General features: G+C 62.0%; 13 protein-coding genes and 2 pseudogenes. 3 read left to right on the forward strand and 12 right to left on the reverse strand.

The window, feature by feature from the left end; translation table 11 throughout:
• The first annotated feature begins 32 nt into the window (after window positions 1-32).
• Both ELS24_RS17885 and ELS24_RS17890 read left to right on the forward strand, forming a co-directional pair.
• On the forward strand, window positions 33-1,310 hold the full coding sequence (locus ELS24_RS17885) for a ribulose-bisphosphate carboxylase large subunit family protein (RefSeq protein WP_127184913.1): 1,278 nt from the start codon (window positions 33-35) through the stop codon (window positions 1,308-1,310).
• Entirely contained in the window at window positions 1,307-2,851 is a 1,545-nt protein-coding gene (locus tag ELS24_RS17890) for a four-carbon acid sugar kinase family protein (protein ID WP_240669331.1), read from the forward strand. The genes ELS24_RS17885 and ELS24_RS17890 overlap by 4 nt, the downstream gene beginning before the upstream one ends.
• A gap of 132 nt (window positions 2,852-2,983) precedes the next feature.
• On the opposite strand, the gene ELS24_RS17895 is transcribed toward ELS24_RS17890, so the two are convergent.
• From ELS24_RS17895 to ELS24_RS17930, 9 genes and pseudogenes are all read right to left on the reverse strand, one after another.
• Complete coding sequence (locus ELS24_RS17895; RefSeq protein ID WP_050448696.1) at window positions 2,984-4,267, reverse strand: IS256 family transposase; 1,284 nt, start codon at window positions 4,265-4,267, stop codon at window positions 2,984-2,986.
• Between the two features lie 118 nt (window positions 4,268-4,385).
• Window positions 4,386-4,919 carry a hypothetical protein gene (locus tag ELS24_RS17900; protein WP_127184914.1) on the reverse strand — a complete coding sequence of 178 codons (534 nt, stop codon included), beginning with the start codon at window positions 4,917-4,919 and terminating at the stop codon, window positions 4,386-4,388.
• 33 nt (window positions 4,920-4,952) lie between these two features.
• Window positions 4,953-5,453, reverse strand: a pseudogene (locus ELS24_RS17905) (integrase core domain-containing protein); the annotation flags it as partial.
• A gap of 15 nt (window positions 5,454-5,468) precedes the next feature.
• Window positions 5,469-6,586, reverse strand: a protein-coding gene (locus tag ELS24_RS17910) for an IS3 family transposase (protein ID WP_428839646.1) whose coding sequence is annotated in 2 segments (ribosomal slippage) — window positions 5,469-6,322 and window positions 6,322-6,586 — 1,119 coding nt in all. Because the reading frame shifts where the segments join, the coding sequence is not laid out codon by codon here.
• Between the two features lie 63 nt (window positions 6,587-6,649).
• Window positions 6,650-8,332 (reverse strand): hemagglutinin repeat-containing protein, encoded by a 1,683-nt coding sequence (locus ELS24_RS17915; RefSeq protein ID WP_127184916.1) that lies wholly within the window; start codon window positions 8,330-8,332, stop codon window positions 6,650-6,652.
• An 18-nt stretch (window positions 8,333-8,350) separates the two neighbouring features.
• Window positions 8,351-8,719: a hemagglutinin repeat-containing protein gene (locus ELS24_RS17920; protein ID WP_050445361.1), complete on the reverse strand. Its 369-nt coding sequence runs from the start codon at window positions 8,717-8,719 to the stop codon at window positions 8,351-8,353.
• A 121-nt stretch (window positions 8,720-8,840) separates the two neighbouring features.
• Window positions 8,841-8,963 (reverse strand): annotated as a pseudogene (locus ELS24_RS31740) (hypothetical protein); the annotation flags it as partial.
• Window positions 8,964-9,079: 116 nt separating this feature from the next.
• On the reverse strand, window positions 9,080-9,523 hold the full coding sequence (locus tag ELS24_RS17925) for a hypothetical protein (RefSeq protein ID WP_050445360.1): 444 nt from the start codon (window positions 9,521-9,523) through the stop codon (window positions 9,080-9,082).
• Window positions 9,520-11,889, reverse strand: a complete 2,370-nt coding sequence (locus tag ELS24_RS17930) for a hemagglutinin repeat-containing protein (RefSeq protein ID WP_342672813.1) — start codon at window positions 11,887-11,889, stop codon at window positions 9,520-9,522. Before ELS24_RS17930 ends, ELS24_RS17925 begins: the two co-directional genes overlap by 4 nt.
• On the opposite strand from ELS24_RS17930, the gene ELS24_RS17935 reads away from it, so the two are divergent.
• Window positions 11,801-12,115 (forward strand): hypothetical protein, encoded by a 315-nt coding sequence (locus ELS24_RS17935; protein WP_083447230.1) that lies wholly within the window; start codon window positions 11,801-11,803, stop codon window positions 12,113-12,115. The two genes, ELS24_RS17930 and ELS24_RS17935, sit on opposite strands and share 89 nt — an antisense overlap.
• Window positions 12,116-12,148: 33 nt before the next feature.
• Here ELS24_RS17935 and ELS24_RS17940 read toward each other — a convergent pair whose 3' ends face one another.
• The 3 genes from ELS24_RS17940 to ELS24_RS17950 all read right to left on the reverse strand — a co-directional run bounded on the left by ELS24_RS17940 (window position 12,149) and on the right by ELS24_RS17950 (window position 23,425).
• On the reverse strand, window positions 12,149-12,895 hold the full coding sequence (locus ELS24_RS17940) for a hypothetical protein (protein ID WP_083447229.1): 747 nt from the start codon (window positions 12,893-12,895) through the stop codon (window positions 12,149-12,151).
• A 6-nt stretch (window positions 12,896-12,901) separates the two neighbouring features.
• Entirely contained in the window at window positions 12,902-20,413 is a 7,512-nt protein-coding gene (locus ELS24_RS17945) for a hemagglutinin repeat-containing protein (RefSeq protein WP_164741265.1), read from the reverse strand.
• A gap of 144 nt (window positions 20,414-20,557) precedes the next feature.
• Window positions 20,558-23,425, reverse strand: coding sequence for a filamentous hemagglutinin N-terminal domain-containing protein (locus ELS24_RS17950; protein ID WP_127184920.1), 2,868 nt, complete (start codon window positions 23,423-23,425; stop codon window positions 20,558-20,560).
• Between the last annotated feature and the right edge of the window lie 7 nt (window positions 23,426-23,432).

The following is a 23,432-nucleotide window of genomic DNA, read 5'->3' on the forward strand; positions in this document are numbered from 1 at the left end:
CCGCCCGCCGCCCCCTTTGAATTCCCAAGCTTATGAATTCCCAGTCCTTTAGCGCGACCTATCTGATCGAAACCCCGATGGACCCCGCGCGGGTCGCCGAAGTGATGGCGGGCGAGCAGTCCTGCGGCACCTTCACCCGCGTGCAAGGCGAAACCGATGAGCTGCGCGCCCGTGCCCGTGCCCGCATCGAAGCCATCGACCTGCTGGACACCACCGACACACCCAGCCTGCCCAACGCCTGGCTGGCGCGCCAACCGGGCGGCATGCCGGGCAAATACCAGCGCGCCCGCGTGCGCATCGCCTTTCCCGTGGCCAACGTGGGCGCCAACCTGCCCACGCTGGCGGCTACCGTCGGCGGCAACCTGTACGACCTGGGCGAAGTCACCGGCCTGCGCCTGGAAAGCATGGAGCTGCCCGCCAACTACCGCGCGCAGTTCGACATGCCGCAAGTGGGCATCGCCGGTACGCGGCAACTGACGGGCGTGGCAACGGGCCCGCTGGTGGGCACCATCATCAAACCCAACGTGGGCCTGTCGCCCGAGCAGACCGCGCATCTGGTCGCCCAACTGTGCGCGGCGGGCGTGGACTTCATCAAGGACGACGAAGTCTGCGCCAACCCGGCGCACGCGCCCCTGGCGCAACGCGTCGCCGCCGTCATGGCGGTGGTGCGCGCCCACCGCGAACGTACCGGCCGCCAGGTGATGGTGGCCTTCAACATCAGCGACGAAACCGACGCCATGCGCCGCCACGCCGACCTGATCGAACGCGAAGGCGGCACCTGCGTCATGGCCAGCCTGAACTGGTGCGGTTTTTCAGCCATCCAGACCCTGCGCCGCAGCACGCCATTGGCCTTGCACGGGCACCGCAACGGCTTCGGCGCCTTGTCGCGCGCGCCTTTGCTGGGGATTGGTTTTCAGGCGTATCAAACCCTGTGGCGGCTGGCCGGCGTGGACCATATGCATGTGCATGGCCTGCAAGGCAAGTTCGCGCAGGAAGACAGCGAAGTCGTGGAATCCGCGCGCGACTGCCTGGCGTCGCTCACGCCCGGCATCGACGACCCGGTCATGCCCGCGTTCTCGTCCGGCCAATGGGCCGGCACCGTGCCCGCCACGTGGGCGGCGGTGCGTACCGACGATCTGATGTTCATGTCGGGTGGCGGCATTTTGGCGCATCCGGATGGGCCGGCTGCTGGTGTACAGAGCATTCGGCAAGCATGGCAGGCGGTGCGGGATGGGCAGGCGTTGGAGGACTTTGCGGGGAATGCGCCGGAGTTGCAGCGGGCGCTGGAGTTCTTTGGCGGGCGGGCATGACTGCGGGTGTCGGGAGCGCTGGCGGTGGGGTTGGCAGCGGCAAAGATATGGACGGCTCGGGCAGTGCCAATGATGCGAGCAGCGTAGACGCCGCAGGCAGCGCGGCTGAAGCGGGCAACGCGGGGCACGCAAGCAGCGCAGACTCCGCAGGCAAGATAGCCGCACCCCGCGTTTGCTGGTACGGCGACGATTTCACCGGCGCCACCGACACGCTGGCCGAAGTCGCGCGCGCCGGCTTGCGCGGCTTGCTGTTCCTGGGCGTGCCCACGCCCGAGCAACTGCGCCGCGCCGGCCCGCTTGACGCCATCGGCATCGCGGGCGCCGCGCGCGCCATGTCCCCCGCCGATATGGAAACGGAACTACGCGCCGTCGGTCATTTCATGGCCGGCACCGGCGCGCGCGTGCTGCACTACAAATGCTGCTCCACCTTCGACAGCGCCCCGCATGTCGGCAGCATCGGCGTCGCCATCCGCGAACTGCGCCGCTACATGCCTAACCCGCTGGTGCCGATTGTGGGCGGGCAACCCAGCATCGGACGCTATTGCAGCTTTGCGCAATTGTTCGCGCGAGCCGGGGCTGCCCCCGAGGTCTATCGCATTGATCGGCATCCGGTGATGAGCCGGCATCCGGTCACACCGATGCATGAAGCTGACCTGCGGCTGCATCTGGCGGTACAGGGGCTGGATGGGATTCGGTCGGTGCCGCATATTGCGTATCCGCGTATGAGGAGTGCCGACGATGCCGCTGAAGTGGATGGCTGGATCGACGGGATAATCAGCGCCAGTGACGGCCCGGTGCTGTTCGACCTGACCGACGATGACCAACTGGCCGTGATCGGCAGATTGATCTGGCGCGCGGCGGAGAGTTCGCCGTTGTTGGCGGTTGGCCCAAGCAGCGTGCAACAGGCGCTGGCGCGCGCGGCGGTGTTCGAGCGCGGGGGGGAGGTGGCGGGGCGTGATGGCAAGGGTGCCGGGCGTGATGCCGCTGTTTCCGCAAGCAGTAGCGCGACTCCCCTGCCCGCCGCCACCGGCCCCGTGCTGGTCATGGCCGGCAGCCTGTCGCCCGTCACCGCGCGGCAGATTGCCGCGAGCACGCGCTACACACATCAGCCGCTGCAAGTGCAAGCGCTGCTGGAATCCCCCGCCTACGTGGCCGATCAAGTCCAGCTGGCAGCCCACGTCTTGGCGCAAGGCCACAACGTGCTGGTACATACCGACCGCCCCGAACAAGCGGTGACCAGCGATCAGGCCGCCTCCACCGCCCGCGCCACCGCGCAACTTGCCGCCGCCATCATCACCGCCAGCGCGCAGGCGGGAGCCCGGCTTGCACGAGTCGGCATCGCGGGCGGCGACACATCAAGCCAGGCCACGCTGGCCCTTGGCTTGTGGGGCTTGGCGTTTCGATGTGTGTTGGCGCCCGGCGTGACTGTCAGCGTTGCTCGCAGCGACAACCCGGTGGTTGATGGCGTGGAATTGATGCTTAAGGGTGGGCAGATGGGCGGGGATGATTTGTTCGATCGATTGGTGGCGGGCGGGGGGTAGAACATGCGGTAATCCCCCCATTTATAGCGATTGTGGATTCAGACGGACTAATTTGGGGTTAGGGTCATGAGCCGGAAATCTCGGGACTGTCAGAAATTTTGTGTTCTAGGCGTTGTTCTGACGTTGCATCATTTACTCGCTGGCCCACTGGGCGTTGGTACGGATGCGGGTAAATCGCTCCTCGTAGAGGATGGCGAACTGGTGCATCGCGTCGGTCCAATGGTGTGTGGCCGTGCCCCATTTGACGGTAATGTTTCGCAGCGCCAACCAGAGCAGCTTAATCGCCGCGTCGTCGGTAGGGAAGTGGCCGCGCGTTTTGATGATCTTGCGTAGCTGCGCATTCACGCTCTCTATCGCGTTCGTCGTGTAGATCACACGTCGGATCGCGGGTGGAAACACGAAGAAGGGGATGACCTGTTCCCAGGCGTCTTTCCAGGCTTTGACGATCATTGGGTACTTCAAGCCCCAAGCGCCTTTGGCAAACTCATCAAGGGCCTGTTGCGCGGCCTGGGCGTTAACGGCAGCGTAGATCGGGCGCAGCGCCGTGGCGATCGCGCGGCGATCCTTCCAGCCGGCGTAGGCCAGGCTATTGCGGATCAGATGCACGATGCACGTTTGTAGCGTGGTGGCTGGGAACACGACCTCTAGCGCCTGGGGCATCCCTTTCAGACCATCGGTCACTGCGATCAGGATGTCCTGCACCCCTCGGGTCTTGAGGTCGTTGAACACCCGCATCCAGAACTTCGCGCCCTCGGTGGTCTCGACCCACAGGCCCAGAATCTCACGCGTGCCATCGGGCAGCACACCCAAGGCCAGATAAACCGCCTTGTTCTGCACCAAGCCTTCGTCGCGGATCTTGACCCGCAACGCGTCGAAGAACACCACGGGGAACATGGGTTCCAGAGGGCGGTTCTGCCACGCCTGCACTTCATCCATGACCTCATCGGTCACCGAGCTGATGAACTCCGGCGACACGTCAGTGCCATATTGCTCGTCCAGGAACGCTCGGATCTCGCGCACGCTCATGCCACGGGCGTACATCGCGATGATCTTGTCATCAAAACCGGTAAACCGACGTGCGTGCTTGGGAATCAGGATTGGGGCAAAACTGCCATCCCGATCCCGCGGGATATCCAGCTTGAGCGGGCCGTCGTCGGTCAGCACGGTCTTGCTGCTCTTGCCGTTGCGCTGGTTGGTGGTGTCTTCCGGGCGCTCGCCGCCTGCGGGATAGCCCAGGTGTCGGCCCAGTTCAGCGCCCAGAGCACGCTCGATCAGCGCCTTCTTCAGCAACATGAACGTGTCCTGGACCGCCTCGGCTGTCATCGGCCCCGTTACAAGTTCATCGAGCAACTGCTCGGCACTGGCCGGTAGCGCAGACGTGCTGGACTGCCTCGTGGACTTCGGGTTGCGTGCCATGGTCGGTCTCCTTGAAAACCATCATAGGCCTGCACACAAAAATCCTGACAGTCCCGAAATCTCTACTTCTGATCAGGACTAATTCGGGGTTAGGGTCAGCCCAGCCTGACGCGCTCAATTAATCAGTCGACCATCTCAAATTCAAAAAAACTCCTTTTAAATTAAGCAATTTGGCCAAAATTTTCCCTCTAACTTCTACGCCCCTCTGATGAACGAGTCGACACACAATACGCCCGGCTGTCTGCAGGATCCATCCAGTGCCTATTCGAGTCTCTCCGCGAAAAAAAACAGTGGGCAACCAATACCCTTCTAGCTCGTGCGGAAGAGAATTTCGAGAGAACTCACACTCCGCGACAACAAGTTCTGATTTATTTTTGACTAAAACATCAGTCAACAGGGTATCTCGATGGATGCGATCAACCCGCAACGAAACTGGGGTCGGCCCACACACAGAAAATGCAAAACGTGCCGGCTCTTCAGGTAGGATTTTCCCACCTACGTTCACCAACTCAACAACAACTCCAGAGTTGACACCTATGTACTCCCCTGGCCGAAAATCTTCGGCGCCACCAGGAATAGCTATTCCAGGAAGAATGGCCTCTCCTTTTACTTTTATGGGCCTACGATCCAGTTCCATCAATAAAAAAGCCATTATTTTCCTGTCAGACTGACCTGCTCGGATTTTTCACACCACCGGGATTTGGAATTTAGCTTCGGTTAGTAATCCTGATACAGCGACCTGGGCGGCCTGCTGCGGTGTCAAATAGCCCAGACTGGAATGCGGCCTGACAGTGTTGTAATGCTCGCGCCAGTCTTCGATCACGATGCGTGCCTCGGTCCGGTTCCGGAACCATTCCATATTCAAGCACGCGTCGCGCAGCTTACCGTTAAAACTCTCGGTCGTGCCGTTCTGCCAGGGCTTGCCCGGGTCGATCAGCGCCGTCTCAATGCCTTGATCTGCAATCCATTGCAGCAAAGCGGGCGAGACGAACTCCGGGCCATTGTCCGAACGCAGATATCGGGGAGCTCCGCGGTCACTGATGACGCGGGTCTATATCTCGATCACTCTGCGCGAGCGGATTGACCCGGCCACATCAATAGCCAGGCATTCCCGCGTGTACTCATCGACCAGCGTCAGGCATTTGATCTGCTGACCGTCGGCGCACGCGTCAAAGACAAAATCATAGCGTAAGCACCCCTGTCAAGTAGACATCGGTTGATAGACGATCGGAGCAAGGGTTAGCCGGGGCATGAATTGCACCGGCGGGAGGCCACCCAGCGATTCATGCGGGCGGTACTGGTTGTAATCGACCAGCCATTGATCGGTAATCGTCTGGACCTGCTCAAGGTTGGCGAACAGGTGCGCGTCGAGCACCTCGGTTCGATAAGTTCGATTGAAGCGCTCAATGAAAGCGTTCTGATTTGGCTTGCCCGGCTGGATATAGCGGATCGCGATGCCCTTTGCGCTAGCCCATTGGGTGAACGCCTCTGAGATCATCTCCGGACCGTTATCCAGGCGTATTGCGTCAGGCGGCCCATAGCAGTCGATCAAACGGCTCAATACCCGAATGAGGCGTGCAGACGGGATGGACACGCCTACCTCGATGGCCAAGCACTCCCGGTTCGCCTCGTCGATCACGTTCAGAGTGCGAAACCGCCGGCCGCAGTAGAGAGCGTCATGCATGAAGTCGAGCGCCCAACAACGATTAGGCTCTGTGGCCAGATCCAGCGGCTGTCGCGGTCGGTCGGGAAGCCGCTTTTTGCAGCGCCGAGGCAAATTCAGACCCATGTCGCAGTACACCCGATGAACGCGCTTTTTGTTCCAGCCGCGACCGTCGAGGCGCAGCCGGGTGAAACACTTCCAGAATCCCCAACGCCCATGCCGGGTCACAATGGCATTGAGAGCATCAATGACTGGGGAATCCCGCTCAGATGCCGGCATTGGCTTCTTGTAGTACGCCGCCCGCGATAGGCCGGCAATCTGACAAGCGCGCGTGATTGAGAGCTTGGCTTGCACCAGCTGTCCCACCACTTCGCGCCTGGCCGACGGCGTCAGGATTTTCGATTCAAGACATCCTTGATCGCTGCATTCTCCAGCGCCAAGTCGGCAAACATGCGTTTGAGCTTGGCGTTTTCAGCTTCCAGTTCGCGCAGCCTCTGCAACTCGGAAACTTGAACGCCGGAGAACTTGCTCTTCCAAAGGTAATACGTGGCGTTGCTGATGCCGTGTTTGCGGCACAGCTCGGCGACCGGCATGCCGGCTTCGCCTTCCTTCAGAACAGCAACGATCTGGCTCTCGGTAAATCTGCTTTTCTTCAAGGGAATCTCCAACTCAGGGAGGCTCCGAAATTCTACCGGGCGGTGTCTACCTGAAGGGGGAGCTTACGGTTCCTCCCGATACTCGGTAACTTGCTCGACAAAATCACCATAGAGTTCCCGGCAGCGGTTCGGGTCTGCCGCACACACTGCGATCATGGTTTCTTGGGTTTCGATGCTTAGCTTTCGGAACTTCTCCTGTACTTCATCGCAATTGCCAAACGCTTCGCAACTAGAGGCCTCTGCTCCAAATCGCTTCAGGTCGGACAAAGTGAGTGCGTTATTTGTCAACTCCGTCACAGCCGCGATGGTGCTAGTGGTGGTATCCACCGAAGTTGCTTCGGATATGCCGGCCACAATACTGGCGACCAAATTGCCTCGCGCTTCACGCTCCTCTGCAGATAGGTCATCCCCCGCGGCCATTCCTATCAGCTTGGCAAGGACGGAACTCGCTGCAGCCCCCAATGCACCGGCGGAGCAATTGCTGCCGCTCGCCGCCGCAGCAGCACATCCCACAATTCCATGCAGAAGGGCGCGCGCTGCCTCCGAATCGGCTCCATCACCCATGGAATCGGCGAGCTTTTTAACTTGCGATGCGCCTAGACCCTGGAAATAGTTCACTGCGGCTGCTTGCACGAAGGCACCAGCGCTGCCTGTCACATTGCCGGCCGCGCCCGCTGAAATCGCGCCCACAACGCGGCGGTAAGACCCAGACGGGCCCCACTCACTATCCAGCTTCTCCGCAGTTGCGGCGGCTTGTTCGCGCTCGGCTTGAGACAGCGTCTTGTCCTTTGCACGAGCTTTTAGAGCGTCAATTTCCTTCGCCCGATTCGTCAAAAACTGCCCCACCTGCCGCTGGGCCTCCGACGCAATCTCAAACCCCGCCTCGATCTTCTCCTTGTCAAAGATCGGCTTCAGCGCATTCAACGTATCGGTCGTGTCTCGGTTCAACGACGCGATCGTCTCCGCTGCCGTCTTGCCGGTCAGGGCCAACTGCCCCGCCTCGTCACGAATGACGATCGTGCCGCCGCTGATGCCGCTTTGTGTGGTCGAACTACTGTTGCCGCTGGCAGCCACCACCACGGGCGTGCCCATGCCGAAGCCGCTGCTGCCCGTCGATATCGACGAACCCGCGTCCTTCGATGCGCCGCCGGCTACCTGGCCGCCCTTGGTCGTGCCCAGCCCTGAGTCGCCCGCCTTGGCGCTTCCGCCGAACCCGAAGCTCCCACCAATCGACACCTGGCTACCGCTGTACTTGGCGGTGTTCTTCAGGTCCTGCGCGACCAGCGTCCCCGTCGTCAACTTGTTCAGGCCGTCAGCCACCGCGCGGTCGCTGCTGGCAATGACGCTGCCGAGCAAGGTGGTGTTGTTCTTGACGTCGATCAGGAAACCGCCGTCGCCCGCCCACAAGCCCGTCTGTTCAGTGACCGTCTTGAAGTCACTGTTCATCTTGCCGGCGCCGGCGTTGGCCCATGCGCTGCTTGAACCGTAGCAGTACGGCGGGATACACAGGCTCACGCCAAAGCCCGCGCTCTTGTTCTTGGAGTCGTACTTGCTGCTGTCTTGCAGGCTCTCAAGTAGCAGGTTGCCACCGACCGACGCGATGATCTGGTCGGCCTTGCCCGCCGCGCCCTTCAATGTCGTGTCCCCGCCCGACTGGATGGCGAGTACGTTGCCTGCCGTGATATTGCTGTTGGTCCGGCTTTCGTCGCGACCGTCCGCATTGCCGCGTCCGACCGAGGCACCCAGTTCAAGGGTGAATTCGAATCAACCTTCCCTCGACTTCCTCAATGACGTTGATATGCCCTGTCCTTGCATCCAAAAATCGACCGGCTCTGGGAATATTGGCGACTTCTGCAAAGCATTGGCATCAATGCTTCCCTTAATTACCATGCAGTCTGACTTTAAATTCTGGCTGTTGATCTTGGTGTGGCCGTAATTGCCGCTGACCGAGTTGGCGCCGTAGCACAGGGGCGGGATGCACAGGCTTACCTGCACGCCCACGCTGCGGTCGCGTGCGGCGTAGTGGCTGATGTCCTGCAGGCTTTCGCCAACAAGGTTGCCGCCCACCGTCGCCATAATCAGGTCGGCGCTGGCTTGCGCGCCGCGCAAGACCGTGTCGCCGCCGGAGTTCATGGTCAGGTTGCCGCCGGCCTGGACATGGGTGTTGTTCCACGTCGTATCCCGGCCATCGCTTTTGTTCTTGCTGCCGCCTGCCGCCTGCCGCCAAGTTGATGCTGACGCCGTTCTGGGTTCCACCGATCGAAAAGCCCACCCCGACACTGGCGTTGCTGCTCTTGCCGCCAGTCTTCTGGCTGGCGGTACTCTGCTGGGCGGCAAGCAGAATGTTGCGGCCCGCGGCCAGGGCGGAGCCGGCCACGACGATGCTGCATTGATCGGCCTTGTCCGCTGCGATGATCGTCAGGTCGCGGCCGGCCCGGCCCCTTGCAATTCTTGGTCGAGACTGCCCCCAAGCTGCCGAATCAACTGGGACTATTAATTTGAAAGTTCATTAAGAAAATCGACAATCGAGGTCATATCTGTCTTCCATTGAGATATTTCAAGACCGTCCTCATTGAACTCCGTCCTCCGAGATACGTAAGAACTTATTTTTTCAGGATCGAAAGGCTCGGACATTTCCTCAAGAAATAAGATCCTGTTCTGAATATAAGCCTGCTCACCCTCTATGAAAATTACCCAATAAAAAATGAAATTACTTGCCTCCGGGTCCCGCATAGATGTCACCAATACGGCATGATCACCTTCTCGCAAACCCCGCTTTAACGATTTCTTCCAACTACTTATATATTCATTTCTTGACCAATATTCTGTCGGCGCAAAGAAACTTTCAGTATATCCATCAATTTCTATTTCACCCTTCAACACCGGCTCATTGAATTCTGTCAACACCTCTTCGCCCAGAGCAATGCTAAAACTCATTTTTTTATCCTATTCAAGTCTCGATCGTACGTGCCGACTCTGTTTCCGCGACGATCAAATACCTTCCAACCATCTGACACATTATGACCGTCAACATCGGGCGTAATGTAGTTTTTCCCATTCCAGAATACGACTTGCCCATGCGAGTCAAACGGAGCCCTTTGCGGGGAAATTCTATTCGTATAGCCCAGTTCTTTGGCCCTTTGCTCCAACTCCTTGCTTCTGCTAAAGATCGGATCGACGACAATAGGACCATTGTTTGGAGTACTGATCGTACCTCCGCTGTCGACGTCCGCCTCCCCGCTGCCTGGCACCCCAATCGGCCCAACCGCATCACCCGGCCAAACCGGGATCTCCGAACCAAACGTCTCCTTCTCGGAAGGCAGTGGCGGCGGCGTATCCACCCTCACCACATCGCCAGGCTTACCCGGCAGCGCCGTCTCGCGCCCCACCGCGCTGCCCACGAATTCTGTCACCCAGTTTCCTACCGCGTCAGACGCAGCGGTAATACCCACCAGCGCAGCAGTTCCCACATAGATGGCGCCGTCCTTCATTTGCACGGCAACGTAGACGGTCTTGTCCAACACGTACGTGACTGCTCGCTGGCAACTCGGCGTCGTTGCACACTTAGCCGCCGCCGCGCCAACCGCAGGGATTGCGAGCTGCGCCCCGTTCTGCGATGTCTCCAGCGCTGCCGCAGTACCCGCCGTTGCCGCATCCGCTCCCGCAGCGCTCGCTATGCCAGCCACCAGACTTGTGACCAGATTGCGCCGCGCTTCGACTTGCTCGGGGGTTAGGCCCTCGGGCGAGCCCATCAGGCTGTTGAGGATGCTGCCCGCGCTCGCACCCAAGGCGCCCGAAGCGCAGGCTGCACCTTGGCCTGCGGCGCCCGCGCATCCCACGATGCCGTGCAACGCCGCGCGCGCAGCCTCCGATTGCGGATCCCTGCCTAGGCTATCGGCGATCTGCTTCACCTGGGCTGCCCCAAGACCTTGAAGGTAGTTCACCGCGGCCGACTGCACAAATGCGCTGGTCGATCCCGTCACGTTTGCGCCAGCCGCGCCCGACAACGCTAACAAGACCAAGCCGTACTTGCCACCAGCACTCCAATCCTGAGCGCGTTGCGCCTGATCCATGAGCGCGCTCATGCTTGCCGCGTCGTTGGCTCCGCCTGTCTCGATCGCGTCAGATAGCGCCTTCTCTGCCGCCTGCTTCTCCTTCGCCCGATTCGTCAAAAACTGCCCCACCTGCCGCTGGGCCTCCGACGCAATCTCAAACCCCGCCTCGATCTTCTCCTTGTCAAAAATCGGCTTCAGCGCATTCAACGTATCGGTCGTGTCCCGATTCAACGACGCGATCGTCTCCGCTGCCGTCTTGCCGGTCAGGGCCAACTGCCCCGCCTCGTCACGAATGACGATCGTGCCGCCGCTGATGCCGCTTTGTGTGGTCGAACTACTGTTGCCGCTGGCAGCCACCACCACGGGCGTGCCCATGCCGAAGCCGCTGCTGCCCGTCGATATCGACGAACCCGCGTCCTTCGATGCGCCGCCGGCTACCTGGCCGCCCTTGGTCGTGCCCAGCCCTGAGTCGCCCGCCTTGGCGCTTCCGCCGAACCCGAAGCTCCCACCAATCGACACCTGGCTACCGCTGTACTTGGCGGTGTTCTTCAGGTCCTGCGCGACCAGCGTCCCCGTCGTCAACTTGTTCAGGCCGTCAGCCACCGCGCGGTCGCTGCTGGCAATGACGCTGCCGAGCAAGGTGGTGTTGTTCTTGACGTCGATCAGGAAACCGCCGTCGCCCGCCCACAAGCCCGTCTGTTCAGTGACCGTCTTGAAGTCGCTGTTCATCTTGCCGGCGCCGGCGTTGGCCCATGCGCTGCTTGAACCGTAGCAGTACGGCGGGATACACAGGCTCACGCCAAAGCCCGCGCTCTTGTTCTTGGAGTCGTACTTGCTACTGTCTTGCAGGCTCTCAAGTAGCAGGTTGCCACCGACCGACGCGATGATCTGGTCGGCCTTGCCCGCCGCGCCCTTCAAGGTCGTGTCCCCGCCCGACTGGATGGCGAGTACGTTGCCTGCCGTGATATTGCTGTTGGTCCAGCTTTCGTCGCGACCGTTGGCCTTTCCGCGTCCAACCGAGGCGCCCAGTTCGAGGGTGAATCCGTTTTGCTGACCGCCTGTGGAATAACCGATGCCGATGCTGGCGCTACTGCTCTTGCTGTCCGTCTTCTGCTCGAACACGTTGCGCGCCGCTTGCAGCACGATGTCGCCTTCAGCCTTGAGCACCGCGTTATTACCCGCCGACAGGTTCGAGCCCGTGACGGTGATGTCCGAGTCCTTGCCGGCTCCTTGGGCGACGATGGTCAGGTCTTTGCCGGCCGCGACCGTCGAACCGAAGGCGCTGGACGAACTACGGCCGACCTACGACTCCAACCATCGGAAATATAGGCCGACCATATCGTTGCTTACGTTAGGTGCGATGATCTATGCCGAAAGAGCCTTGGCCATTATCAAAATCTCTACGCTTGAGATTCTGCAACCACCGTGGGAGGCGGCCAAAATCAACCCAACGTTCACGATGAGTAAAAGCTGAAACAGCACTGGTGCGGGGTCGCTGCTGGCCAACTCAAACTAAAGGTTCGTTATTAATTAAAAAAAAACCCTCTGGAAATAAATTCCGAAGCTCAGCACGGCTTTTAGAAAACGACGAAAACTCGTTTGCAACGTCGCTGATATTTTCTGTAACCCTCACCAAGTAACCGCCCCCTAGTTCCTCAATACGAAAACCTGCCGCGGCGACTTTAACGACGTTGACCTCTCGGGCAAATTCGTCTCCGTAGAACATACCCCACCCCACATTCGGAATGCCTGGTTTTAATGCAGCATTGAATGAACCGATTTGGAAGCTGCCATTCTTATCAGCAGGAGCCAACTCGGGACTAGTAAATAAATGCACCATACCGAGCTGAGGAGAGAAAATTTCACACCACACTTTGAAGAGTGAATACCAATCAACCTTATCGCTATAGTCAGCCTTTAAGGAAATGGTCCCAGGAACGACTTGCCCTCGATTATTTCGAGATGTGTGAACAACACTGCCAGACGATTTTATAGCCTTCTTTCTTCGCCACGCAAAGTCTTGGTAAAAATCGGACAAAACTCCATTAAGGCGCAATGAAGCTTTAGAAGCCCAAATATTTTCACACGAACTCTTTCCCAAAAAAAGCTCCGTGAACTTATCCGCATTGTGTGATACCTGTTCAGGATGCAGCCACCCTCCGCTCACGTTTAACGAATCAATGAGCTTTTCGCCAGCACCCCAATCAATGGTCTCAGATTTTGTTCGAATCGCTATTTGTATATATGATTTCATAAGCCATCAAAACTTCGTCAAGTCACCGGTAGTAGGGTTATATCTGAATACATCACCACCAGTACCTCTAACTTGGCGCAAAAGTTCTCTAGAAATATTATTTGTCCTAGGACTCACAACAAGATTCAATGGCTGACCTATTGCAGTTGCAGCTTGAATCTGTGCCCGCAACTGGTTAGACATTGAAAGGTTCTGGACATTTTTAACCTCCAAAAGCCCCCCGACGTTTGTCCCCCACAGATCAGGAATTGTTGTTACCTGCGCGCCGTTAGGTAGCTGAACAGTTACCGGATTAGTATTCTTCACCCCACCAACATGCCCTAATGCCTCTGTCACTTGGCGTTCAAATGCAACGCCACTTTGACGATTAAGGGTGATCTGAGGCACTCCGCCTACAACATCTGTCGCTTTTACACCCTTAATCGACCCAGCTACCGCGCTCGCAGCCGCCACAAGCCTTATGGCCGTCTCGGAACTTACGCCATATCTCTTCTGAAGATCAGCGGCGATTTCAGTATGGAGAACCATACTGACCGCCTCAGCGTTGTGCAAGAAGTATATGGCAACATCATTCCTAAGGCCCGCAGGAAGGTCCATGCCACTTAACTTATCCAGTTCCTCCCGATACTCGGTAACTTGCTCGACAAAATCACCATAGAGTTCCCGGCAGCGGTTCGGGTCTGCCGCACACACTGCGATCATGGTTTCTTGGGTTTCGATGCTTAGCTTTCGGAACTTCTCCTGTACTTCATCGCAATTGCCAAACGCTTCGCAACTAGAGGCTTCTGCTCCAAATCGCTTCAGGTCGGACAAAGTGAGTGCGTTATTTGTCAACTCCGTCACAGCCGCGATGGTGCTAGTGGTGGTATCCACCGAAGTTGCTTCGGATATGCTGGCCACAATACTGGCGATCAAATTGCCACGCGCTTCACGTTCTTCCGCGGACAGTTCATCGCCCGCAGCCATACCGATGAGCTTTGCAAGCACCGAGCTCGCTGCAGCCCCCAATGCACCGGAGGAACAATTTCCGCTGCTAGCCGCGGCTCCTGCACATCCCACAATTCCATGCAGAAGGGCGCGCGCTGCCTCCGAATCTGCTCCATCACCCATGGAATCGGCGAGCTTTTTAACTTGCGATGCGCCTAGACCCTGGAAATAGTTCACTGCGGCAGCTTGCACGAAGGCACCAGCGCTGCCTGTCACATTGCCGGCCGCGCCCGCTGAAATCGCGCCCACAACGCGGCGGTAAGACCCAGACGGCCCCCACTCACTATCCAGCTTCTCCGCAGCTGCGGCGGCTTGTTCGCGCTCGGCTTGAGACAGCGTCTGGTCCTTTGCACGAGCTTTTAGAGCGTCAATTTCCTTCGCCCGATTCGTCAAAAACTGCCCCATCTGCCGACTGGCTTCTGACGCAATCTCAAACCCCGCCTCGATCTTCTCCTTGTCAAAGATCGGCTTCAGCGCATTCAACGTATCGGACGTATCCCGGTTCAACGCCGCGATCGTCTCCGCCGCAGTCTTGCCGGTCAGGGCAAGTTGGCCAGCCCCATCACGAATGACTACGCTGCCGCCGCTGATCGCACTGTATGTCGTCGAATCGGCATTCCCAGACGCCGCAACGACCACGGGCATACCGGCGGACATTCCATTGCTGTTCGTCGGTAAGCTCGTGCCAGGCACCTTATCCGCACCGCCCGCCGCTTGCCCTTTCGAGTTCGTACCGACATCACCCTGCTTAGCTTCCCCTCCCCCGCTGCCTCCCCAGCTATATCCGCCGCTGAGCGCGACCTGATCAGCCTTGTAGCGCGCGGTATTCTGCAAGTCTTTGACGATAAGCGTGCCGGTGGACAGCTGATTCAGGCCGTCTGCCACAGCCTGCTCACTGCTCGATATGACGCCACCAATCAGCGTGGTGTTCTGGCCTACGCTCACCAGAAAACCGCCGTCACCCGCTTTCAGCCCCGCCTGCTGTGTAGCGGTCTGGAAATTGCTGTCCATCCTGCCTTGCGAGACATTTCCGGAGACGGAGCTTTTGCAGTAGCCGTAAATGCAAATGCTGGCTTGAATGCCGGCGCTCTGCTGCTTGGCATCGTAGGTGCTGGTGTCTTGCAGCGTCTCGATTCGAAGATTCTTGCCGACCGAGGCGATGATCTGATCTGCGCTGGCTGTCGCACCAATCAGCGAGGTGTCGCCGCCCGATTGCAATGCCAACACGTTGCCGGCAACCACATCGGTGTACGTCCAATTGATGTCTTTGCCATCTGCGCGCCCTCTGCCACCACCTGCACCGATGTTCAGCATCACGCCTATGCCTTTTTCACTGCTCGCTGAGACCCCAATGCCGACGCTACCGTTGTAGCTCTTGTTTTTCGTGTGCTGCTCAAAGGTGTTTTGCGCAGCTTGCAGCAGAATGTCGCCATCTGCTTTGATGATGGCGTTGTTCCCCGCTGACAGGCGTGAACCTGTGACGGTGACGTCAGACGCGGAGCCGGCCCCCTTAGCGACGATGGTCAGGTCTTTGCCCGCCGCCACGGTAGATCCCAAAACGGAAGACGACGCGCGATCTGTCGTGCTTTGGCTCTTGCTTACTCCAAAGTTGATACTGACACTCACGCCGCCAGCGCTCTTGGGATCGGCCGCGACAGCGTCATAGGCGTTGACCGCGGCAAGACCGGTAGTCGCCAAAGCCAGTCCTTGCATGACCTTGTTATCGGTCTTCCCTGCTGCATCCCCCATTTTTCCCGCGGTCTGCATCGCGTCGACCAAAGGCGTGTTGGCATTAATGCTCAACCCCGTCTGCTTGATCTCATGAAATTCCTTCTCTTGCGTGGTGTCCAGCGCCGCGCCGATGTTGACTTCCTTGCCGATCAGCGTGATGTCGCCTTGCCGTGCAATGACGTTGCTGCCCGTGATGTTGAGGGCGTTGCCGGCGTTGATCAGCACGTCGCCTTCGACGCTGCCCACGGTGCTCGCGCTGTGGAACACCTTCTTGCTGTCGAGCGAATCCGTCTGCTTGCTGGAGCCATAGCTGAAACCACCCATGGCCCCAAAGCCCGACTTCTTGACCATCTTGTAGTCGTAGCTGTCCTCGGCGTTCTGGCCGGCCAGGATGTTGACGTCGCGATCGGCCGACATCACCAGATCCTTCTGCGCGCCAACGTTCGAGCCCGCCACGGTCAAGTCGCGTCCAGCCATCAGCACGGCGGTGTCGCCGGTGAAGGTAGTGGACAGGGCCTGTTCCCAGTCAAGGGCCGTCTTGGTATGCGTAGTCTTCGACGACAGGAAGCCTTTGGTCTTGTAATGCGTTTCGTCGTAGGCCGAGCCGCTTTGCACTCCGGCGATCAAGTTGATGTCGCGGCCTGCGCCAACGGCCAATTGCTCGCCGGCCGTGACGTCAGCCGCGCGCGCGTTGACGTCCTGCCCCGCGATCAGCGTGACGTTGCCATCAGCGGCAATGCTTGAACCGATTTCCTTGCTGGTACTCAGGTCATGCCGATTCTTCTTGTTGCGCACGAGCGACTCGCCGTGGCTCTCCTCCCGCGTGGCCAGATTGATATCCCGGCCCGCTTGCAGACGCACGTCGTCCTTGGCGGTGACTTGCGCCGCCGTCATGGTCAGGTCGCGACCCGCCTGCATGCTGAGGTTGCCGGCATCCACGCGCGACACGCCCGAGATGTACGAACCCCAGGTCGCGCCGTTGTTTTCCGATGCCGATGTGGATGTCAGCGCGATGTCGCGGCCCGCCGACAGCGCGACGTTGTCGCCCTTGATCAGCGACACCAGGTTGGTCAGGTCCTCGCGTGCAGCCAGGTTGACGACGGCGCCCTGGATCAGGCCGCCGGCTTGGTTGACGATGTTGGCGGCCGTCATGACGGTGGCGTCGCGCGCGCCGATGGTGCCGCTGTTGTTGATGTCGCCGTCGGCCGCAAGCTTGACGTCGCGGCCAGCCATCAGGGTGCCGTCGCCCTTCAGGTCGCCTTCGCGCACCAGCAGGTACACCTGCGGCACCAGCACGGTCTCGGTGGTGCCGTCGGGCAGCGTGATGGTCTGTTCGACCAACCAGACCAGGTCGGTGGTCAGTTGGCGTTGCTGCGCTTCGGTCAGCGCCGCGCCAAGCTTGACGCCGTTGTCCAAGGCGAATTGCGCGCCGTTGGCAAGCAACTGCTTGTACTGGCTGTCGTTGTCGCCAAAGCCTTCCAGGAAGCGCTGGCCGGTGGTGGCCAGGATCTGATCGGCGACGAGCTTCTGTTCATAGAAGCCGTCGCCCAGGCGGCGGGGCTGGCCGGACGGGGTCAGGAATTTTGCGCCGGCGGGAATCAGGGCGTTCAGGCCGCCGGGGCGGCTGCCCAGGCCGGCGTTGACGGAGCCGGACGCGCCAGCGTTGCCGACGGGTGCGCCGGGCTGTTGCAGCAGGTCGAACAGATAGTCGCTGGAAACTGTTGGGCGGTTGCCGACAAAGCGCGGGTCGGTAGCGACGACGTAGGGCGCGTCGGGTGTGCCGCCCACGGCGAAAAGTTGGCTGTCCGGGATGGTGGCCGGGTTGGATACGCTGCGCACGACGCTGCCGCCAGGCAGGCCAAGGCTGGCGATCAGGACGGGGCCGGGCGCGGTGGCGCCGCTGGCGCCGGGGGCCGCGCCGCTCAGCGAGACAGAGACGTTGCCGCCGGAAGTGCCGACCGGCAGTTCAATGGCCTGCGCAGCCAGGGTTTGCTGGTAGGCGCTGGAATATTCCTTGCGGTCGCGGTCACGGGCCTGGGTGACGGTGGCCGTCCCTGTCCTTGTGACGATTCGCTGCCCGCCGGCGCCGATGTTGTTGATGGCGGGACCAGAGACGGTCAGGGCGCCGCCCGCGGCGATCTGGCTCTTGTCGTTGGTGACGGTGCCGCTCAGCGTCATGGCGCCACCCGACAGGATCTTGCCGGGGTCGGACGAGACGGTGCGGGTTTCTGTGACGGTTTCTTCGACCTGGTAGTAGGTGAAGGTGGCGACCAGGCGGTTGTTGAAGTCGGCGTTGAATTCGCGAATGCGCCGGTCCAGCTCAACATGCGGAGCTTTATACGCGGCGTAGGCATCTTCGTAGGCCTGGCGGCGGGCCGCTTCAGCAGCGCATGCCTCCTTGCCGCGGCACTCCTGCTGCGGCGGCACCCAGACCGGCATCGACCCAGAAGGCGGCGTGACGCCGAAGACGGCCCATACACGAGCATCTGAGCTGTAGACGAATGATTCGGGAATGGTCCAGCAATCGCCACCGTTATCCCCGCCAGAACACGTTACGGATTCGGGGATATGGGTAATTGGTATTGGCGCGGTCTCGCCGGCGCGGCCCTTTTTGCTCTGCACGTAATCAAACGGCGGCCCGTATCGCGATGCCGGATACTTGCTCGAAGGCAGCAGGAAACGGCGCTCGGGATCGTCATCCAGCCATTCCGGAACCTTGCCGCACATCGGTGTGACCTGGTCGCAGAACCAGTTGGTCTCCATGTCGTACACGTCGGTCGTGCCCGCCGGTGTCACGTACAGCTTGGGGACCGTCATCACAGGCACTACCTGGCTGACGTAGTTCGTGTTGACGTTCTGCAACGACGCAGCCGAAATCGCCGCGTTCCCTGCCGCCTCGATCGTGGCCGATGCGTTCAGCAACGACGCGGCCTGGCCTATGGCTTTGCGGTTGGCATCCAGCGCGCCGCCGATGCGCAAGTCCGCGCCGGAATAGATCAGCGCATGGCTGCGGTTCACCAGCGATCCCACGCCCAGGTCCAAATCGCCGCGTGAGGCGATGACGGCGCCGCCGCCGGCGCCCGCGCCGTTGACGAGTTCACCCGCGCGAATGGCGATGGTGTCGCCATAGATGCGGCCGAAGTTGTCCAGGCGGCCGGCGGTGATGTTGGTGGAGCCGCCATCGATCAGGCCGGAATTGGTCAGGCCATTGGCGACGTTGATGGTGTTGGTGCGCCCGGCCAGCAGTTCGCCACTGGCCTGGTTGTTGAGCGAGGCGGCCGTGATGCTCAGGTCACGGCCGGCACTGACGGTGGCGCTGTTGTCCATGGCGCCGCCGACGGACATGCTCAGGTCGCGGCCGGCGGCAATGGTACCGGTCTGGTTGAGCGAGCCCGTGTAGGTAAAGGACAAATCTTGCGCGGATTGCAGGGTACCCAGACCTTGCAGGTTCTGGATCATGACGGCAAGACGCTCGCCCGCCATGACCTTGCCCTGGTGGTTCTTCAGGACGGCGGCCTCGACCGTGGCGTAGCGCTGCGCGGCGACTTCGCCGCCGGCGTTGTCCAGTTCGTCGGTGGTGACGGTCAGGTCCTGGCCCGCGCTGATGGAGCCGCCCTGATTGTTGACGCGGTCGGCAACGATGGCGGCCACCTTGGCAAGCACCCCTTTGGGCGGCGCGGCGGCGGCGGTCAGCGTGGCGCTGTTGTCCAGGCTGGCGGCGCTCAACGTCAGGGTGCCGTCGGCTTGGATCAGCCCCCCCCGGTTGTCAACGGCCCCGGCCGTGGTCAGGGTGAGATCCCCGCCCGCCAGCGTGCCGCCGGCATTGCCGACGCGCGCCGCTTCAATTTGCACGTTGCTGGCGGCGGCGATCAGTCCCGCGGTGTTGTCCAATTCGCCGCCCAGCTTCAACGTGGCGTCGCCAGCAGACGTCAGCTTGCCGCCCTGGTTGCGCAGGTTGGCGGCGGTGATGTCAAGGCTGCCGCCATGCAGGACGGCGTTGCGCGTGGCAAGGTCGCCGGGCGAATTCAGCGCCAGCTTGCCGATGGCGGAAAGGTTGCCGCCGGACAGGTCCATGCCGTCCGCGACAAGTGTCATGTCCTTGCCAGCCGCGCTGATGCCCGGATGGGTGATGAAGGCGGCGGTCAGGTTGACGCTGCCCGGCAGGCTAAGCGTGCCGTCTGCGCCTACGCCCGCGATAAAGCGGCCGGTGTTGCCCAGCGCACCGCTGGTGACGGCGTTGACATCGCCGCCCGCCAGCACCGAGCCGGCGTTATCAAGCGTGGTTCCCGCGCGCAGGCTGGCCGCGCCCGCCGCCGACAGGATGCCGGCGTTCTGCAGCGCGCCGCCTGCTTGCAGATTGATCGCGTCAGCGGCCTGGATGCGGCCATCGGCGGTGGTAGTGAGATTGCCGTTCGCGTTGATGGTCACGTCGCCCCCCTGCGTGGCGGCGATGCCGCCCAGCGTGGCGTCCGTGCCCGCGCGCAGCGTCATGCCTTGGCCGGCGGCGGTCGATCCCAAGGCGGTCAGCGCGCCGCCCGATGTGGCGGTCAGTGTTGCGCCCGCCTGCAGACTCGACGCGGCGCCCATGACCAGGTCGCCGCGCTGCGTGTCCAGCGTCAGGTCGCCCTGCAAGGCCGCGACGGTGCCATCCACGGTCATGCCGTCGCCCGCGCTGAGCGTTTGCGTGATGCCCGCCAGCATGCTGCCCGCGGCAAGCAGCGTGCCCTGTGCGGTAGTGGTGAGTGTGCCTGCGGCTTGCGCCAGACCCGCCACGCCAACCGCGATGTTGCGGCCCGCCATCGTCAGGTTTGCGTCGCTGGCCGCCGTGCCGTCCACGCGCGCATCGCGCGCGGCGGCCAGAATCATGTTCTGTACCGAGGCCAGTGCGCCGGTGGCGACCAGGTCGCGCTGGGCTTGTGCCGTCAGCGTGCCCGCGGCCTGCACCTACCCGCCCTGCTTGACGATCACATCGCGCCCGCCCACCAGCAGATTGCCGGCCATGGCGTCGCCCAGCGCGGCAGCCGTGCCGCCCAGGCGCGCATCGCCCGTCGCCATCAGCGTAAGGCCGCCGCCCGCGACGATGACGCCGTCAGAGTCCAGGTCACCGCCTGATTGGGCGCTCAGGTTCTGCGCCGCCTGCATGCGGCCGTTTGCGCCCACGCGCAACTGTCCGCCAGCGTCAGCCGTCAGGGTGCCCGCCAGCGCCGCCACCGTACCGTCGACGCCAAGGTCGCGCGTGGCGGACAGGCTGGCGGGCGTGCCCGCCGTGACGGTGCCGGTCACGAACAGGTCACGCGCCGCTTGGGCTTGCAGGAAGCCACCCGCGCCCGGCACGGCTTCGGCGGTGCCGGCCGTACCGGCGATGCGCAGGTCTTGGCCGGCGCCCAGGATCAGCGTGTTGCTGCCTTGCGCCAGCCCGCCTTGGGCTACCGTAAGGTCCGCGCCGGCCTCTGCGCGCAGCGTGCCGTTGGCAACCGTCTTGCCGTTCAGTTCGGCGTTTGTACCGGCGGACAGAAGGACGTCTTGTTCACCGGAAATCGTGCCGTCCGCGATCAGCTTGCCGCTGGCCTGGGCGTTCAGTTGCTGGCCCGCCTGAAGGACGCTGGTGCTGCCCAGCGCCATGTCGCCGCCGCTTGCGATCTTGAGCGTGCCTGCGTCGGCAAGCATCGTGCCGTCCACGCGCAAATCGCCTTGCGTGCTGACTTGCGCGGACTGGCCCGCGATGAACAAACCTGCCAGCGATGCGCTGGCTGCATCCGCCACGATCGAGCCATCGGCCTGCACCCGCGACGCGGCCGATGCCGTCATGGCCTGCCCCGCCTGTAGCCGCACGTCGCCGGAAGCCAACGCCTGCCCGTCCAGCGTGAGGTCGCGCGCGGCTTGCAGCGTCACGTCCTTGAGGGACGTGATCTTGCCAGCGTTTTGAAGGCTTTCGTCCGCGGCAAGGCCCACGCTTTCAGCTGCGGCGATCTGGCCTAGGGCACCGACCTCGATATCGGCACCGGCCGCGGCATTGACGCCGCCAGCGGCCGCTGCAAGCGTGCCGTCGACGGAAAGCTTGCCCCCCGCCGACAGGTCCAGGTCGCCGTTGGCGCGCAACGTGCCGGCCAGCGCCATGGCGCCGCCGGCCTTGGCCGCCGCGCCGCCTTCCGCTTCCCATTGCGCGGGCGCATCCATGCGCAGGTCGCGCGCTGCATCGATGGCGACGCGGCCGGTGGACGCGCCCTTGCCCGACACGCGCGCGTCGCGCCCCGCCATCAACGAAACGTCGCCGCGCGCACCGACCATGCCGTCCAGGTTGAGGTCGGCGGCGGCACGCAACTTGGCCGATTCGCCTGATTGCAGTTGGGCGCTGGCGCCCGTGGTCAAGTCGCCCCCCGCCTGCGCGTGCAGCGCACCGACGGCAGTCACCTGGCCGGGCAGCACCATGTCGCGTCCGGCCGTCAATGCGACCGCGCCGCGGGCGGTGACCAAGCCGCTGGCATTGGTGCCCGCCTGCGCCGCGCCGGTGGTGGTGTTTGATGCGGTGCCGCCCGTGCCGGAAGCACCGCCGCCGCCCGCGTTCGATCCGCCGCCTTCCGTACCGCTTGCGCCACCGACCGGTGGCGTCACGCCCGACGTGGGCAAGGCGCCGCCTATCCGCAGGTTACGCGCGGACTCGATGCCCACGTCCTGGCCGCCCATCAGCAGCGAACCTTCCAGCGACAGGTCCTGTCCCGCAGCGACACGCAGTGCGCCCTGCGTCTGCAACGCACCCTGCGCGGCAATCCTGACGTCGCCCGCGGCGCTCACATCGACTGAGCCGCCCGCGCCAACGGCGCCCTTTATCCCGGCATTGCGGCCAGCGGCCAGCGCCACACCACCCGCCGCCTGCGCCACGCCATCAACGGCCAGATCGCGTCCGGCCGCCAAGCTCAGATTGCGCGCCGCCTGCACGGCAGCACTGGGTGCGATGCGCACGTCGCCCGCCGCGCTGACCTCCAGGTCTCCCGTCAGGGCCACCAGGTTTCCGCCCACGTTGACGCCAACGCCGGCCTCGGTGCCGATCAGCCGGATGCTGTTGGCATACATGCCGCCCAGCGCAGCGGTATCCAGCGCCACCGCCGGCGCCGGGCCTTCGCCCGCCCGAGCCGAGACCGCGCCCGACGCATAGTCCACACGCGCCGCGCCCGCCGTCACGTTGAGCCGGTCGGCCCATACGCCAGCGTTGATCTCCAGCGACCGGGCGATCAGGTCCACCTGGCTGGCGTTGGTGCCGTTCAAGCCGTCGCCTTCAACACGGATCTTGCCTGCCGCCACGTCGAGCGCGATGCTGCCATCGGAGCCAACCTGGGGCCGTCCGGTGGTCAGGGTGGCCCGATTCGCGTTCAAGAAGCCGCAGCCGTTGCAAGTGATGCCCGCCGGGTTCGCGACGATGACATTGGCCCGATTGCCCGCGACCTCCAGCGTGCCCATCAGTTGCGAGGGGTTGGGCGCGGTGACCTGGTTCAGGATGGTGGTGGCGCGCTGGTTGCCCAGCATGACGTTGCCCGCCACCTGCCCGGCAAGCTGGGTCTGGCTGGCGCCGCCGCTGTTGTTCAGCACCACGCCCGACGGTCCCACGTTGAACTGCGTGTAGCGGTTGTTGGAAACCCCACCGGCGGACGGCGGCGCGATGTTGACGACGGGCACGCCATTGTTGACGCCCACTGATGGCTTCTGGCCGGCCACGTTCTTGTCCACCGAGATCGGCAAGGTCTGCGCCAGCACCGGCGTCCACACCTGCGTAAAAACGATGGACCAGACAATCAACGAGCGAAGCTTGGACATCATGTGCACC

The sequence above is a fragment of the Achromobacter spanius genome (genome assembly GCF_003994415.1).
Taxonomy (GTDB): domain Bacteria; phylum Pseudomonadota; class Gammaproteobacteria; order Burkholderiales; family Burkholderiaceae_B; genus Achromobacter; species Achromobacter spanius_C.